This window comes from Hymenobacter arcticus, from assembly GCF_054779975.1.
Map to the genome: position 1 here is coordinate 101,139 of NZ_BAAGXF010000014.1, position 15,527 is coordinate 116,665.

General features: G+C 60.4%; 12 protein-coding genes. 1 reads left to right on the forward strand and 11 read right to left on the reverse strand.

Annotated features, from left to right (window positions below):
- The first annotated feature begins 167 nt into the window (after nt 1-167).
- Nucleotides 168-2,744, forward strand: a complete 2,577-nt coding sequence (locus tag ACYVGC_RS19685) for an ATP-dependent Clp protease ATP-binding subunit (protein WP_460585568.1) — start codon at nt 168-170, stop codon at nt 2,742-2,744.
- Between the two features lie 146 nt (nt 2,745-2,890).
- On the opposite strand, the gene ACYVGC_RS19690 is transcribed toward ACYVGC_RS19685, so the two are convergent.
- From ACYVGC_RS19690 to ACYVGC_RS19740, 11 genes are all read right to left on the reverse strand, one after another.
- The gene (locus ACYVGC_RS19690) at nt 2,891-4,075 is read right to left on the reverse strand and encodes a DUF4105 domain-containing protein (RefSeq protein ID WP_460585569.1); all 1,185 of its coding nucleotides are present in this window, start codon (nt 4,073-4,075) and stop codon (nt 2,891-2,893) included.
- 394 nt (nt 4,076-4,469) lie between these two features.
- Entirely contained in the window at nt 4,470-4,826 is a 357-nt protein-coding gene (locus ACYVGC_RS19695) for a hypothetical protein (RefSeq protein WP_460585570.1), read from the reverse strand.
- A 195-nt stretch (nt 4,827-5,021) separates the two neighbouring features.
- Nucleotides 5,022-6,899, reverse strand: coding sequence for a hypothetical protein (locus ACYVGC_RS19700; RefSeq protein WP_460585571.1), 1,878 nt, complete (start codon nt 6,897-6,899; stop codon nt 5,022-5,024).
- 48 nt (nt 6,900-6,947) lie between these two features.
- Entirely contained in the window at nt 6,948-7,373 is a 426-nt protein-coding gene (locus ACYVGC_RS19705) for a GPW/gp25 family protein (protein ID WP_460585572.1), read from the reverse strand.
- A 34-nt stretch (nt 7,374-7,407) separates the two neighbouring features.
- On the reverse strand, nt 7,408-8,424 hold the full coding sequence (locus ACYVGC_RS19710) for a DUF2931 family protein (protein WP_460585573.1): 1,017 nt from the start codon (nt 8,422-8,424) through the stop codon (nt 7,408-7,410).
- Nucleotides 8,425-8,575: 151 nt separating this feature from the next.
- Nucleotides 8,576-10,540 (reverse strand): phospholipase effector Tle1 domain-containing protein, encoded by a 1,965-nt coding sequence (locus tag ACYVGC_RS19715; protein ID WP_460585574.1) that lies wholly within the window; start codon nt 10,538-10,540, stop codon nt 8,576-8,578.
- A 42-nt stretch (nt 10,541-10,582) separates the two neighbouring features.
- A complete protein-coding gene (locus ACYVGC_RS19720) occupies nt 10,583-11,008 on the reverse strand; it encodes a DUF4280 domain-containing protein (RefSeq protein WP_460585575.1) in 426 nt (141 codons plus the stop codon).
- On the reverse strand, nt 11,005-11,886 hold the full coding sequence (locus ACYVGC_RS19725) for a hypothetical protein (RefSeq protein WP_460585576.1): 882 nt from the start codon (nt 11,884-11,886) through the stop codon (nt 11,005-11,007). Before ACYVGC_RS19725 ends, ACYVGC_RS19720 begins: the two co-directional genes overlap by 4 nt.
- A gap of 42 nt (nt 11,887-11,928) precedes the next feature.
- Nucleotides 11,929-13,764: a type VI secretion system Vgr family protein gene (locus ACYVGC_RS19730; protein ID WP_460585577.1), complete on the reverse strand. Its 1,836-nt coding sequence runs from the start codon at nt 13,762-13,764 to the stop codon at nt 11,929-11,931.
- Nucleotides 13,765-13,913: 149 nt separating this feature from the next.
- Nucleotides 13,914-14,267: a hypothetical protein gene (locus ACYVGC_RS19735; RefSeq protein ID WP_460585578.1), complete on the reverse strand. Its 354-nt coding sequence runs from the start codon at nt 14,265-14,267 to the stop codon at nt 13,914-13,916.
- A 65-nt stretch (nt 14,268-14,332) separates the two neighbouring features.
- A complete protein-coding gene (locus ACYVGC_RS19740; protein WP_460585579.1) occupies nt 14,333-15,370 on the reverse strand; it encodes a hypothetical protein in 1,038 nt (345 codons plus the stop codon).
- Nucleotides 15,371-15,527 lie beyond the last annotated feature (157 nt).

Here is a 15,527-nt window from a genome sequence, read left to right on the forward strand (position 1 = left end):
AATGGCCAAACATAGGCATGCTGCTGGCTTTGTGCTGGCTTAACGATGGGGGAATTCGAAAGGTTAGGCCAACGGAGGAGTTTATTTGGGGCCCGAGGGCTGTAGCAGCATAGGATTGCCTTTATAAAGCGGTAAGTTAACCTTCGCCCCCACTTTACACGTAGCCTGTGCGCTACCTTGCCCCTTTCATTTTTCGCCCCTTTTTGCCCGTGGCCTACTCCGACAACCTGAAGCGCAGCCTGCACATTGCCCAAGCCGTGGCCCACGAATACCGCCAGGAGCACTACGCCGCCCCCCATTTACTTACTGCCCTACTACACAATGAGATAGGCCTGGCTTCGTGGCTGGTAGCCGTGCTCGACAAAGATATTCACTACCTGCGCGAGTGGGCCGAGGTGCGCCTCGAAGACGAGCCCAAGGCGGCCCGCCCACCCGAAATGCCCACCCCCGCGCCCACCGTGCAAAAAGTGCTGGAAGTGGCCGAGTTGGTTGCGCTGCAATTATCGCGCGACCAGGTAGACCCGCTCTGCGTGCTGGCGGCGCTGCTGCGCCCCGGCCTGGCCTTCACCAACGAGCAGCTAAAATCGCTGCCCCTCACGCAAAAGGAGCTGCTGGATGCTGCCCAGGCCGATAGCCCCGCCCCTACCCTACCTACTGCTAGTGAGGCAGTTGCTGCCGCACCCGGCGCACCCGCCCCGGCGGGCAAGGGCGGCGCGCTGGCCACCTACTGCACCGACAAAACGGCCCAGGCGCGCGCTGGCCAGCTCGACCCCATTGTGGGGCGCGACCGCGAAATCAGGCTGGTAGCCGAGATACTGGGCCGGCGCACCAAGCCCAACGTGCTGCTCATTGGCGAGCCGGGCGTGGGCAAGTCGGCGCTGGTGGAGGGCTTTGCCCAGCAGATTGCCGCCGGGCTGGTGCCAGTGCACCTGCGCGAGGTGACGCTGTTTGAGCTGGACATGGGCACGCTGGTAGCGGGCGCATCGTACAAGGGCGAGGTGGAGGACCGCATCAAAAAGGTGCTCACCGATCTCAAGCAGTACACTCGCGCCATTTTATTTATCGACGAAATTCACGTGCTGCTCGACCCCAAGGGCAGCGCCGGCAGCGGCATTGCGCAACTGCTCAAGCCGGAGCTGGCGCGGGGCGAGCTCACCGTTATCGGGGCCACTACCACCGACGAGTACCGGCAGTATATTGAGAAGGATGAGGCCTTTAACCGGCGGTTCGACAGCGTGCGGGTAGAGGAGCCCACCCTGGTGGTGGCCGAGCGCATGCTGGAGCGCATCATGCCCATTTATGCCGCGCACCACGGGCTGGCGCTGGGCGCGGGCACTATTGCCGAGGCCGTGCGCCTGGCCAAGCGCTACCTCAAGGACCGGCAATTGCCCGACTCGGCCATCGACCTGGTAGACCGCACCATGGCCGCCATTCGGATGCTGGACGAGCAGGCCGTGGCGGGCCTCGCGCAGCTGCAAGTTGACTTCGACACCCTCACCGCCCGCCAGGATGAGCTGGGCGAGGCCGACTACCTGCGCGAGCTGCGCTGGTTTTCGTACCAAGTCCAAAACCAGATTAGCCAGCTGTGGCTCAACCAGTTGGAGAATGAGCAGCAGCCCGATACCTTAGAAACCAGCGCCGAGCTGGCCGCTTACCTGCGCGAGCTGCTAACGGCCGTGCTGGCCATGGCCGATACCAAGAAGGAAAGCGTTGAAAAACAAGATATTGCCGCCATCGTATCGGGCAAAACCGGTATTCCGCTGGGCAAGCTGCAAAGCAACGAGCGCGAAAAGCTGCTGCGCATGGACCAGATTCTGCAAAAACGGGTGGTGGGCCAGCAAGTGGCCGTGAAGGCTTTGTGCGCCGCCATTCTGGAGTCGCGCTCGGGCCTCACGAAGGCGGGGCAGCCCATTGGCTCGTTCTTTTTGCTGGGGCCCACGGGCACGGGCAAAACCGAGCTGGCCAAGGCGCTGGCCGACTTTCTGTTCAACGACGAGTCATTCCTCATTCGCTTCGACATGTCGGAGTTCAAGGAAGAGCACTCGGCGGCGCTGCTCTACGGCGCGCCTCCCGGCTACGTGGGCTACGAGCAGGGCGGCCTGCTGGTGAATAAAATCAGGGAGAAGCCCTACTCAGTGGTCTTGTTTGATGAGATTGAGAAGGCTCACCCGTCGGTGTTCGACATCTTCTTGCAGATTCTGGATGAAGGCCGCCTGCACGACCGCCTGGGCCGCGAGGGCGACTTCTCGAACGCCGTTATCCTGTTTACCTCCAACATTGGCTCTGAGCAGATTAGCGCCAGCTTTGGGGCCGGCCAGGTGCCCACCGCCCCCGAGCTGCTGGAAACCATGGCGCGCCACTTCCGGCCCGAATTTCTGGCCCGCCTCACCGAAATTGTGCCCTTCGCCCCCATCTCGGAGGAGAACGTGGGCCGCATCTTCGACATTCACCTGCAACCCCTGTTGGAGCAGCTGCGCCGGCAGGGTATCACGCTCACCCTCAGCCCCGAAGCGCGGCAGCACCTGGCTTTGTCGGGCTTCACGCCCAAGTACGGGGCGCGGCCCATCACGGGTGTGATTCGCACGCAGCTGCGGCGGCCCATTTCGCGGCTCATCATCAGCGGGGAGGCCCGTAAGGGCACTCTTTTAGCACTGGACAAAGCCGCCGACAGCGAGGAGGTAGTGTGGACCACCACGCAGGAAGCAGCGCCGATGGCATTGCCGCTCGCTGAGATGCGGGCGTAACCAGCGGTGCGTGGCGTGGCTCTGAAAGTACAGGCTATACTCCTGGCTTTCAGAGCCTACTTCGCGAATTACTAAACAGGGCTTTCACTAGCTCCGGTGGAGTAGGCTCCGTAAGATGCGCCTTTAAAGAGCCAAAAACAGCCTGCTTAGACAGCAGGCGACCGGCTAGTCATCGGTCGAATAAAAAGCAGTAGTTGAAGAAACAGCACGGTGAGCACCAAACCTACTACCGGCAGGAGGTGAGCATAGTAGACTACCCATCCAAATAACCCGCTCAGGACGAGCAGCCCGGCTGCCACACCGGCGTACCAGTGCCAGCGGCGCGCGGGGCGCGCCAGTGCTAGCCCGATATGCGAGGGCAGTAGCCACAGCACCTGATAGTTCAGTTGGACCGGGGCATGTAAGGAGAACAGCATCAGGCCCAGGAGGAGGCAGCCTACAAGCCCGGTGCTCGCCAATAAGGCAAACCGGAGGCTGCGCCGAATCAGGTCAAAGCGGCTAGGTAACCCCTGGGCCAGCAAGAGGAGAAGCCCTATTCCGAGCACGCAGTGGGCGGGAGCCCACCACGAGGGCGGAGAGGAGGGCATTGCTTGCGCGAAAAACAGCGGTTGGGAAGGCCGCGCAAAAGGACGTTGCCCCCGGCGCGTATGCTGCAATGCTTGCTCTAGCGCCACCGGCAAAAACAGCTGCTGGCGAAACGTCGTAGCCCGGTCAGCCGGCCAGCCCAAACCCAGATTCATACCCAGGTTTACCCAAGGCGCGGGCGCCAGGTAAGGGGCCAGTAATTGCCGATAGGTGCGGGCGGGCGTCGCATAGGTCGAATCCACTTGGATGGGGGTTTCGACGCTTGCCTGAATAGCTTGCCAGATGCGAGTCGTACAATTATCGGCAAAGAACTGGTAGCGGTAGAAACGGGCGGCACTATGCCGCGTGGCTTCCAGGTAGGCATACAGGCGTTGCGTCTCCCACGGTTGTAGCCTTAATACCTGCTCGGATACCAGCCGATTTTCCTGCTGATAAGTGGTTAAAAAATTAGCAAAAGAATCGACCGACAGGAAATAGCGTAAATCCCCCCGCAGGAAACGCCAATAGAAATGGGGCGTCTCAAAATCGAAGGTGCCGTAGTTGTAGACCCGGTCAAGACCCCGGAGCGGGTCCGTGATGCGCAACGCGGAGTGCCCGAATAAGGCATACGTCTCGGTACCCGGCGCACACGTTAACACGCTCACGGTAGCCTGGGAGGATAAAGGCAGCGGGCCGGCGAGTAGCAGCGGCAGCCCACTGCCTCCGAAACAGAACAGGATTACCCAAAGGCAGAAACGAGCAAACATGCAGGCTGAATAAAGCGGCAAGCTACTAAGGCGAATAGCTAGTTGCTATTGGTGCTATAGTGCGCCAACTAGGTAAAAAGCAGAAAAGCAGGTGGGCTTAAACGTCTTGATTTTTCTGCTTTTTATCCCTTTACATAAATCTGCTTACCGGACACTTCCCGGAATCCGTGCGGGTTTTGGCCCTTCCGGCCGCTGTGCCCGGCGTGGTACTTTTCCGGTTTGGGGTCTTGTTTTTAGCGGTGTTGGGCAGTCTACGAAACTCATCCCTCCGGCCGGTTTCGTAAACTTTGAATCGTAGACGAGTTTCTTAAACTCGCCGGGCCCTGCACCGACCTGCTGGCACCTGGTGCGGGGCTGCTGCTCGCAGTTTAAGAAAGGGAGCATTTAATGAAGCTCATTCCGCTTCACTCTTATGCGGGAAGTAGATAATGCCAAGTACCTCCTTCAAATTTTCCTCTACAAATAGAATGCAATCGCCCTCCATGCACTCGACTTCGAGAAGACGGGTGTTAGCCAGCGAGCTAGCAGCCATTGCTTCTACCGCCCCCTTTAATCCCTCGTAAAATTCCCCTGTGACGTATTGAGTTAATCCCAGACGGGTCTCATAGATATCGTATAAATGGAAACGGGGCAGTACAAAATCAGTAGTAGCCGAAGGGGCTATTTCTTGAAGGAGCGCGAGTAGTTCCGGATTAGTAGAATCCCCCTTGGCCATTAAACCGCGCAGGACATCTTGTGAAATAGGCAGCATGAGCGCAGGTAAGGCTGTAACGCGATAAAATAAGAACCCTATTAGGAGGATAGCCCGAAGGATAAACGAGCGTTCAAGAAAACGGTGATTGGAATAAGACAGAGCCCTTTTTATATGCTGTAAACGGCCGTTTCAACATGTAAATTCCTCTATCAGAACTGCTGAACACTAATCAGGAAGCAGGCAGGCCAACCCTTAACCTGGCACCTGCACCACCACTTCGTACGGCAAGTTCACTGCCGACTGCTCGCTTAGCGTGACCTGCAGCTCCTGGGCGGCGCGCTGCCACTCGGGCGCGCTCAGGCGGGTGGGCACGGCGGGCGTGAGCTGCACCCGAATGCAGCGCACGAAACCCGCCGTGGGCGTAGCGCCGGTTTGGAAGCCTTTTTCCACGTGCACGTCGGCCAGGTGGGTGCTCAGTTCGGCCCAGCAAGCGGCCTTGATATCAGCCAGGGTTACTAATCTATTGCGGGCCAATAAGTTGCGGCGCAGCGAGTGGGTGCGCTCCTCGGGGCGGGGGCGTTCGCGACCGCCGCTGGTGGTGGTGAGCAGGCGCACTTCGTCCACGTAGTGGCCGTCGTGCACGCGCAGCAGGCTGCCGGCGGGCAGGCGGTTGGCGGCCGCGCCGTTGCTGGACCAGTATTCGAGGTACACGCTGTCGTTCACGTCCTGGGGGCGCAGCAGCAGGTAGGGTACCGGCTGCTCGGCGGCGCGCTGGCGGTCGAGGCGCTCTTCGAGGCGGGCCATGTTCTGGTCGAGCTCGCGCAGGATGGTGCCCACAAAGTCGGTGCCGGCCGCCGTGAAGGCCCGGCTCTCGTCGCGCAGCAGCTCCAGCAGCTCGCGCAGGGCCTCACGGCCGGTGCGGGTATCGAAGCGGCCCACGCCGTGGCTACGTAGCGTATAAGTATCAGTGGCACCGTCGGTTAGCTCGCTGAGCGTGGTGGAGCGGTAGAGCACGTTGCTGAGGCTGTACACATCGCGCACGGCCAAAAACGGCTCTTCGCTCACCAACGGAAACAGGTTGAGGGCCGGCTGCAAGCGAAACAGCACCTTGTGCAGCCGCCGGTTGAGGGCCGGAAAGCAGTTGAGCGCGCAGGTAAGCTGGTCGAACGCCTCGGGCGGCAGCGCGTGCGCAAAGCGCACTTCGAGCCAGGTGAGCGGTTGCGAGAGGGCTTGCAGCTCGGTGGCAGGGTTGCTGAACGCGGCGGCCAACTCGTCGGGGTACGGGCGGGGCACGTAGGTGGGCAGCGCCCCGGCAGGCGCAGTCACCTGCACAAACGCGGGCGCGTAGAGCGCGTGTATCTGCTGCTCGATGCGCCGCAGAAAGTCGTACTCCCCATCGAGCTCGCCGGCCAGGTTGCCGGCCAGCGGCGCCAGCGTGGGCAAGCCGGGCCGGGGCACCAGCTCTACCCCGCCCAGCAGCCACTGCTCGCCGGGCAGAAAGGCCTGGTAGCTCACCCGCCGGGGCTCGTTGAGCCAATCGAAATAAAAGGTTAACTCATTCAAATCCAGCGTTTCGGTGGGCAGCTGCACGCCTACCCAGAGGCGGCGGTGCTCGGCCGGCGCGGGGGCTACCACCTGGGCCACCAGGCGCTTCTGGCCCCCGGCCTCTACCTGCCACACAGCGGCATCGGTGGCCAGGCAGCGCACCGTGCCGCCCACGAGGCGCGTGGCTTGCAGCGGCGAAAAAAACAGCGGCTGGCCAGCGGCCTGCCGCCCCACGGTGGGCGGCTCAAACACAAACTGGGCATCGGTGGGCAGCACAACCGCGGCCTCGCGGGCGCGGGCCTGCAGCACGGCATGGGCCGGACGCGGGGCATCAATCACCTCGGGGTTGAGCAGCGTGGCCAAGCGCTCGATGAGCCGGTACTGCGTGTTGTGCAGCTCCTGGCCAACTTTTTCAAACTCGACGGCGCAGGCCTCTAGCAGCAGGTTTACTAGGGGGTCGAAGGCGTCGAGGTCGCCCTCGCCGTAGCCCCACAGCTCGGCGGCCTGGCGAGTGAGGCGGCTCTTGACGCTGGCCTTGGTAAAATCGGAGGGGGCAGTGGCGAAAAAGGGTAGGGGAGGAAGCACGCGGCGGGGTAAAAAAGGGAGAATAGCTGGCAAGCTACCTACGGATGCTTAATCAACCGAAAGGGGGGCAATGAACAGGCTGGCCTGGAAGTCGAACGGCTCGTGGGTGCGGTGCAGCACGGCCGTCACGGTCACCTCCAGGCGCCGCCGAATGCGCTGGCTCACGTTTTTCAGCTCAAAGTCCATCACCGCCACCTGCACCCGCGGCTTGGCCAGGCGCGGCTCAAACTCGCGGATGGACTGCGCTATCGATTGCTGCACCTGGTCTTTCCAGCGCATGGTGGTCATGGCCTCAAAGTCCTGCTCCCACACCTGGCAGCCAAACTCGGGCTCGAAGCGCGACTCGCCGAAGTAGGTGGTCAGCAACAGGTAAAGGTGCTGGGCAATAGAGTCTTGCGCCGAGCAGCGCGGCAGCTGCTTGCGCTCTAGTATGCCTTCGAGGTCGAGCGGTAGCTGGTAATACGTGGCACTCATAGGTAAGCGAAAAAAGTAAAGGATACCCCGGCGGCTATGGCAAATCGAAGAACTGCACGCTGGTTTTGGTTAGCGGGATAACCTGCCCACCGGCCCGCAACGAGAGCGTGGCCTTGCTCAGGCGCTCGTCGGTATCAACGTAGAGCGTGATGACATCTTTGGGATGCTGCGCGTGCAGGGTTTGGAAAGCCGCCAGCGTTTCGGTTTCATCAAATGGCACCAGCTTGAATAAGCGCTGGCGGCCGTAGGGGCCAGCCACGTAGAGCATAGCCGTTTTGGGCACTGGCTTGGGGCTGGGGGCCAGCACCAGCTGGGCCTGCACTGCCGCATCGGCACTGCTTGGGTCGCCAATGGCCTCGGCATCGAAAAAGCCCATGGCAAACCTGGTGAGCGTGAGTGGGCGGCTGAATTCGAGTTTCCAGGGGTATTGCCTGAGGTAGGCATCCCACTTCTTGCTGCTGAGCGTACCCGTAGCTATCTCGTGCTTTACCGCGGCCGACAGCGTAGCCTTGGTTTCGCGCACGGCCGCGGCCCGGTCTACACCCGGCCGGAAGCGGTCGTAGTCGTAGGCTATTTCGTGGGCTTGGTAGCGCCCGATAAGCACCTTATTGCTTTGCCCGGCCGAGAGCCACACCACCACTATTCCCCCAGGTACCACGCACACATTCAGGGTGCTATACGTGAAGTGGCTTTTGGTTTCGCGCTCCCACAGGCCCCGCTCAAGCAGGGTGCGCAGGTGCGCCTGGGGCATGGGGAAGTGGCCTTCGTAAAACTTGTTTTCGGGGTAAGAAAACCACCGGATTTCCAGGCTCTCAGGCACGGGCTGCAACTCGTCGCCCACGGCCCAGTAAATGGCTGAGCCGCCCCAGTTGCCCTTTAGCAAGTGGCCGTAAGGCACCGGAAAGCTGCCGCCGCCGGGGGTAATAAAGCGCGCTTCCTCGTAGCGGGCCGGGTAGCCGTCGGCCGTGCCGGGGGTAGCAGAAAGGGCAAACTTGCCATCGGCACGGCTGAGGGGAGCGGGCGCAGGCTGGTGGGGTTGAGGGGCAGACATGGGGAGTGAAGTAGGCTGGGGCTGGCAGGCGGCAAGCAGCCCCGCACCAAGCAGGCAGCCAGCCAGGAGGGAAGCAAAGGGAGGCGGGCGCACGGCACAAAAATTAAATAACTAATAATGAGGCTGATATCTGCCTAAGACACTAAGCCCGCTACCACAGGTTGCGGAGTTTTTGCAGTTGGTCACTGAGCACTTTCCGCGCGGCGGCGGCCTTGTCAATGGCCGCCTGCTTTAGTTGGGCTGCGGTATCGGCGGCGGAATCCCACAGTTCCGTAGCTTTTTGAATACCAGCATCGGTATAGTCGGTCGCTTTTTGTACGGTGGCGTCCTTGAGTTCGGTTACTTTTTTGACGGTGGCGTCCTTCACCTCCGTAACTTTTTTAACGGCCGCATCCTTGGTTTCAGTGGTTTTGCGGCGCACCGTATCCTGGGGCTTTTCGTAGCGTTTATCGTCGGGGATAACGAGCCGCTCGTAGCCATCGCGGCCGCTGTCGAGGCGCCCGGCCATCCCCACCTTCAGCTCGGTAACGGCTTCCGAAATCAGGCGGGCCGAGCGGTGCAGGTAGCGATTGCGCACCATGTTGCGCTGCGCGGTTGAGGCAAAGTGAATGATTTCGCGCTTGTTCGAGCCGGTGAAGGCAATAGCTTGCTCGTTCAGCCACTTGCACGTGGGCTCCAGGGGCGGCGGCACTTTATACAGGCCGTTGTCGGCACCATCGGTGCTTTCAAACTCCATTTCCTCATGCTTACTCGGCTTGTGTTTGCCTTCCTTGGTGGCAAACCCCAGCATGATAAACAGCGCAACATACTGATACTCATTGGTGAGGTAGCGCACGCCATCGCGCCAGCCAAACTGGCGGGAGTACTTGGCCGTGGCCGGGATGGGCAACCACACCGGCGGGAACGGCAGCGGCATAGGCAGGGGCACCTGCTTGGCTGAGGTAGCCCGCTTGGTTATGGTGCCCGAGTAGCCAGGGGCGTACGCTATCTGGCCGGGCGTGTACCAGCCTTCGGCAATGAGGTGCCGCTCCTCGGCGGCGTCGTGCATGCGCCGCCGCTCACAATTGAGGCTGCGCTTGGGGTTGTGGGGGTCGCGCTCGGCGTAGCCGCCCCCCACGTCGGAGTGCACGCCGGGTATCGTTAGCTCCACGCCCACGCCCGCTTTTAGGGAGGTATTGATGTTGGTGAGGGAGAAGTTTTCGCGGTATTCATCGGCTGCCGTGAGGTGCACCACTTTTTTGGGGACGCCCTTCATATCCAGGCCCAGTTGCAGCACATCATCGCCAAATATGCGGTCCGAATTGAGCCCCAATCCCAGTAGCGCGGCCGGGGTGAGCGTGGCTGCGGCGGCCAGCGGCAGCCCATTTTGCAGCAGAATATCCGCCACCGCGCCCTTCCAGCTTTCAAACGAAGAAACGGTATCGTAGAGCCCCACAAAGTTGATAACTATTTTCGGGGGCCCTTGCTTGGCCCACGACTCGCTCAACCTATAGCTTCTATGCACAAAGTGGCGGGCCGCCGCCGCCCCCCGGCTAAAGCCCACTACATCAACAATTATCTTGGAGACGTACTCCAGGGTATCGTCGTAGGCCCCAAAAATCCCCGTGTTTTTTTGCGGATTAGTTGCCGATTTTTCTCCTTTCAGCAAGGCAATCCCCTTCGTTACTTTCGCCACAATGCCCGTAGGGCCCGACCCTATCGAATAGCCAAAGAGGTCGTCGTTGCCATTGTCGGCATCCGACACGGCCTTGTAGCTACCGTCGGCCTGCTTGACTTTCGCGCCCTTTTCAAAATTGCGGGTACCAATACCCTCCACGTACACCGATACCTGGTGCTGTCCGCTGTCCCGCTTCAAATTCAGCAGTTCCATGATGGCCACGTTGGAGTAGAAGTTGGCGTAGCTACTCGAGTCATCTTTCTTTGTTTTGGGCTGAATGGTGGTGAGCTTATCCAGCCGCCGCTTGGAGTTTGTGCGGTTGTTGAGCGTACCGTCGAAGAAAATCGCCGCCCGCACCTCGACGCCCGTTAGGCCGGGCTCATGCTTGGGCTCCCCTACTACTCCTTTACCCTTAGCGGTTTGCGGCGCGTTGAATGCAGTATCTAGTGCGGTAGGCATGGTATAAAAAACGATGAGTGAACGGAAACGGACAGTAGCTCGCTACTCGGCTTCGGCTTCGTTGAGTAGCAGCGGGCACAAACTCATAAAGGCCGTGCGCACCCCCTCCACTTGGGCCGGAGCCGGGGCACCCGGCATGGCTACTTGCAGGGTGTTGAGGATGCTGACCGTGCCCCCAATGGCGCACTTAATGGTGCTTTTGTCCAGCAGCGGGTGGCTGCCGCGGGCATTCACCTCTACCAGCTCAAAGGCATCCTGCCACAGCAGCAGCGCGGGCAGACAGGGCGTATTGTTTTTGAGCTGGCAGGTGCCAAATGGCAAAAACGTTTTGTCGAGGGTGGTGGCCACGAGCTTGCCCTGCAAGTAGTCGCTCTGCTGGCTGGTTACCTGCAAGCTGCTGGGGGCCGAGCCTTTATCGCAGCGGCACAGCGCCCCGTTGCACACCAGTTCTTGTCCGACTTGGCTCATATGCGTTTGAGAAGAAGGGTATACTCTTTATTATACACTTGCGCGAGGCGGGTGTGCACACTCAGCTCTAGGTCGATGAGCGTGCCCGTGCCTGCTGCCAGCCCGGCGGTAGCTTCGTAAAAAAACTGCGGCGCTGGTAGTTCTCCCGGCTCACCCGCAGTACTATCAGCCAGCTTAATAGTCCTTAACTCCTTATCTATCAATTCTTTAATGGCCACCTTATCCGTCTGATGCGTATCGAGCGCACCCGAGAGGCGTAGCAGCAGCTGCTCAGAATCGGGGGAAGGAAGAGATTCTATACGCTCCAAAAACCACAAGTCCTTTTTGTTGAAGAAGTTAGCAAACTGCCGGACCACCGGCTGCTCGCCCCGGCGGTGCAGGGGCACCAGGGCCTGGTAGAGGTAGTCGTGCCGAAGCGACTGCAAAAAATTAGCGGGATTGAAGAGCTGGTTGGTGATAAAGAGCAGAATATCTACCGTTAGCTGGTCTTCCGGCGGGGTGTCTGCCAATATGCGCTGGGCCAAGTCGTCCCAGGTTTGCAGCAGTTCGTGGTGGTTGAGCAGGGCCAGCAACTCGCCCGCGGGGCCAACCTGAAAAACCAACCGCTTATACAATTCCGCGAGGCGCAGCGCCAGGTTATCGAGGGCAACCAAGTCGCCGGATTTTGTCAACGTTGGCAGGCTGCTCACCACCTCCAGCACGTAGCCCGTGGCGTTGGGCTGCACCAGCAGCCTAATTTCCTTTTCAATGGTTGCCCGCTGGTACTCGCCATTGGCATACGTTTCCCAGATGCTGGTTACCGCGTAGGCCGTGGCCGCGGCCGGGGAATACGACGGGGCACCTGCAACAGCAAAAGAAGAAACTGAGGGGAAGGACATAAGCGAAGAACAGGCTAGCAAATTCGACTACCAACCAGCTGGCTAGGGCTTACTCCACTTGATGTCACTGCCCATTATTTTGGCCACTGCACTAGCCGTAATCTCCACATTATCAGCCGATTTAGCAATCAGCTTTTTGCTGGCAGCCTCCAGGGTCAACTCCTCCTCTACTGCCGTGAGCAGCAGGCCTTTTTTCGCCCGGATGCCAATGCTCTCGTCCTTGGTTTCGGCCAGTATATTCTTATCGGCCGCCAGCGTAATGTCGCCACCAGCCCGCAGGGCAATGTTCTTTTTGGCTTCGATGCTGATGTTATCGCCCGAGGTGATATTGACCGGCCCGTTGGTGGTGATGGACACGCTGCCATCGCCCTCAAAGCTGACCAGAATGGCCGTACCCTTCTTGTTGGAGTTCGATAGCAAGATAGTCTGCGCCCCGGCTATATCATTCATTACGAACTTGTTGCCACCCGCCGTTTGCAGGCCCTTGAGGTGGTTGCTGGCCCGCGTGTAGCTGGCCAGCTGCTTGTTTTGGGGGTGAAACAGGTTGCCCAGCACAACCGCAAACTCGGCCTGCCCCTGCTCGTAGCCCATCAGTACCTGCGAGCCCACCTCGGGCGTAAACATTTGGCCCTTACCATCGCCCGAGTACGGCGTGCTCACCCGTAGCCACGCGCTTTCGGCGTCGGTGGCCTGCGCCACGCTCCAGTAGTAGCGCACCCGGATGCGCCCCAGGTTGCGCGGGTCGGCCAGGTCGATGACCTCGGCCAGCTCGGGCTGGGCCAGGGGGGTGGCGCAGTGCGGGTTGGGCGGCGGGGCGCTGGCCGCCTCGGGCAGGGCCTCGAAGCGGTTGTGGTAGTTGCCGTCGCCATCGAGCTCATGGTGCACCGAGAGCACCCGAAACTTGCCGTAGGCCGCACCGGCCGCGTCCTGCACGTCGAGCACGCTGCCGGGCCGCGTGTCGAAGGCCTCGCCCTGGCCCGTGAGCGTCACCTGGCTGCCCGCCTGCCGGGCAGCTAGCCCATCCAGGGCGCGTTGCAGCTGGGCTTGGTCGCGCCCGCGCGGGCCCACCGCCAGGCGCTGGGGCTGGGTGAAGAGCGCCGCCGAGTGCTCCACCGCAAACTCACTCAGGGCGTAGCCGGCCGCTGGGGGCGTGGCCGTGGCGGCCAGTGGGGCGTGGGTGCGGTAGTTGTAGGCCGCCCCTTCCGTTTTGCTGGGTTGTAGGCGCATCGAGAGGTTAAATACCTGGGCCCCACTGCTGCGAAACGGGATAACGGGGGCCGTTTCGGGGCCCAGGCGCAGGGTTTGGCCGTCGTAGTAAAACCACTCGCCCTGCGCCGCGGCCAGGCGGCTCAGCAGGTTGAAGTTGGTTTCCTGGTATTGCACGGTGTAGGGCAGCACCTGCTGGCCCTGGGCGCTGAGCTGCCGGGCAAACGCGTTGCCGGGGTAGTCGGCCAGCACCTGAGTGAAAATGGTGGGCAACGATTTTTTGACGAACGTGCGACTCTGCAAGCCGTCTTCGAGCAAAAACGTGGGGCTGTAGCCGCTGATATGGTAGTAGTTGACCAGGTCGGCATCGGTGCGGATACTGATATCGGTGATGATGCCCTTAAACCGGAAAGAGCGCCCCGCCCCGCTGGCCAGCCGGCTGGTCCAGCCCAGGGTAATATCCTTGCCACTGAGGCGGGCATGCGCCTGAATGGGCACCAGCTCGGGTTTGATACCCAAGGCTTTACCCAGGGTTTCGCACGCAAAATCGAGCGCAAAGGCGTGGTGCGTGAGCACATGCTGCTGCAAGCTCAGGTGCAGGTAGTCGGCCAGCGCCAGGTTTGGGTCGGTCACGCCATCGACGTGCACGCTTACTTTAACGGGATGAGGCATAGGGCGAAAACTGATAGAGCATCTTCTTGCGCAGCCAGCCCGGTGGAGGCTGCGTGACCGGGTCGGCAGCCCCCATGCAAGGGCTACCGGCCTTCTGGTACAGATTAACAGGTTTTAGTTTTTCAGCAAATTGTCAACTTCCTCCCTTATCAATCGCCTGGCCAGTAGAAGGGGGGCTGGGTCCAGCCCCCGGGCGGGGCAGCCCGGATACTGTCGGGGATGGGAATGTCCAACCGCAGGTAATCGATGGTTGGGTCAGGGGGATAAAACTCGACCAGAAAGCGCCGGCCCACCAGTTGCTGGCCGGCCAGCTTATCGGCATCGGCGCTGACCGTGTATTCGCGGCCCAGCACGGTGTAGCGGGTGTCGGCAAACTTGCCGCTCTTCACCGACCAGTGCGTTTTGTAAACCGTGGCAATGGCGTAGTAGTGTTGCTTGCGCAGCTTGCCGCCACGCACGTAATAATTATAGAAGCCGTAGCCGATGAACGCGCTTAGGACCAAGAGATTAAAAGTATTTTTAATTGGTGCTTCGGACCACACTTCCCGCAAGGCAACTAATGGGCCGCTCATGGCTGCTGGCTGGCTTCGTAAGTGGCCTTTATCTGGTCTTCGAGCAAATTACTATCTGCTTCGCCTGACGCCTTAAATCCATCGGTACCTCTCACAAAAGCATTAAGGTACCGCAGACGCTGCCGATGCAGCCAGATGGTATTAGGGTCAATGGAACGCTTAATGGCCGAGGCCGACGCCCCCCGGGCAGGCTGCACCATGGCATTAAGGCGGCCAGTAGCATAGTCTACCCCCACACCGATAGCTACCTTCTGCCCGAAGTTCAGCAAACCCGGCTCGTCGAAAGTCATGGGAGCAAATTTAGTAACCTCTTTAGTGTCAATCTTCCATTCCAGTGAGTTACTAACCAAATTATTGCGAATAGAATGACTCAACCCATCGCCAGGTAGACCGGCCATTCCCATCGAGGTGATATTAACCTCACCTACTGCTTCTTTCAAGTTTCCATCATGTGCCATCAGGCCACCAACAAACTGAATTACCCCATCAATAACAGCACGGTCTATGAACTCACGTCCTGCCCGATAAGCACTAGCGTATGTAAGCTGGCCCGCGCTCCGCGCAACGCTCGCCGCAGTTGGCGCCAGCAGCCGGCCCATCCCAGCGCCAAGCACCGACATGGCTATTTGCCGGTTAAGTGGGTCGGCCCCCCAAGCAGCGGCGAAAGGGTCACGCACGGCGGCCTCGCGCATGGCGCGCTCTATGGGCGTAGGGCCGGGCCTAACGTGCGTAACGCGGGCCTGCACCTGGGCCTGCGCGGTTAGCCGGGCAGCGTGGGCGCTGTGCAGCGCCATTTCGTAGTGCTGCCGCCGCACATAGGCCAGGTGGCCGTCGCGCCGGGCGGCTTGTCCGGGCGTAAGTGGCTTAGTAGCAGCGCGCGTTTGTTCCCAAGCCTGCACAGAGGCCCGTAGGTCGAGGTCCCGGTAGAGGCGGGCAGTTTCCAGGCCCTGGCGCACTTGCTCCCAGCCGGTGGCGGGCGGTGCTGGGGTGGGCGGTGCCGCCGGTAGGCGGCGCGCTAAAAATGGTGGAATCATCGCGTAGCTACTGAGTTGAGTACATATCGGCTTACCTGGCAACTACCGGCCTAGGGTTGGTCTGACGCAAGCTAGTACTTTCGCCAGATAACCCCGTCAATTCTTAGTACGTTACGTAAGTATCTACGGCTATGGTTGCCAATAAGCCGCCTAGATG

What these genes read in the sequence shown, in the direction of transcription:
- ACYVGC_RS19690 (WP_460585569.1), bottom strand. Translation starts at nt 4,075, where the DNA reads ATGTTTGCTCGTTTCTGCCTTTGGGTAATCCTGTTCTGTTTCGGAGGC.
- ACYVGC_RS19695 (WP_460585570.1), bottom strand. Translation starts at nt 4,826, where the DNA reads ATGCTGCCTATTTCACAAGATGTCCTGCGCGGTTTAATGGCCAAGGGG.
- ACYVGC_RS19705 (WP_460585572.1), bottom strand. Translation starts at nt 7,373, where the DNA reads ATGAGTGCCACGTATTACCAGCTACCGCTCGACCTCGAAGGCATACTA.
- ACYVGC_RS19710 (WP_460585573.1), bottom strand. Translation starts at nt 8,424, where the DNA reads ATGTCTGCCCCTCAACCCCACCAGCCTGCGCCCGCTCCCCTCAGCCGT.
- ACYVGC_RS19715 (WP_460585574.1), bottom strand. Translation starts at nt 10,540, where the DNA reads ATGCCTACCGCACTAGATACTGCATTCAACGCGCCGCAAACCGCTAAG.
- ACYVGC_RS19720 (WP_460585575.1), bottom strand. Translation starts at nt 11,008, where the DNA reads ATGAGCCAAGTCGGACAAGAACTGGTGTGCAACGGGGCGCTGTGCCGC.
- ACYVGC_RS19725 (WP_460585576.1), bottom strand. Translation starts at nt 11,886, where the DNA reads ATGTCCTTCCCCTCAGTTTCTTCTTTTGCTGTTGCAGGTGCCCCGTCG.
- ACYVGC_RS19730 (WP_460585577.1), bottom strand. Translation starts at nt 13,764, where the DNA reads ATGCCTCATCCCGTTAAAGTAAGCGTGCACGTCGATGGCGTGACCGAC.
- ACYVGC_RS19740 (WP_460585579.1), bottom strand. Translation starts at nt 15,370, where the DNA reads ATGATTCCACCATTTTTAGCGCGCCGCCTACCGGCGGCACCGCCCACC.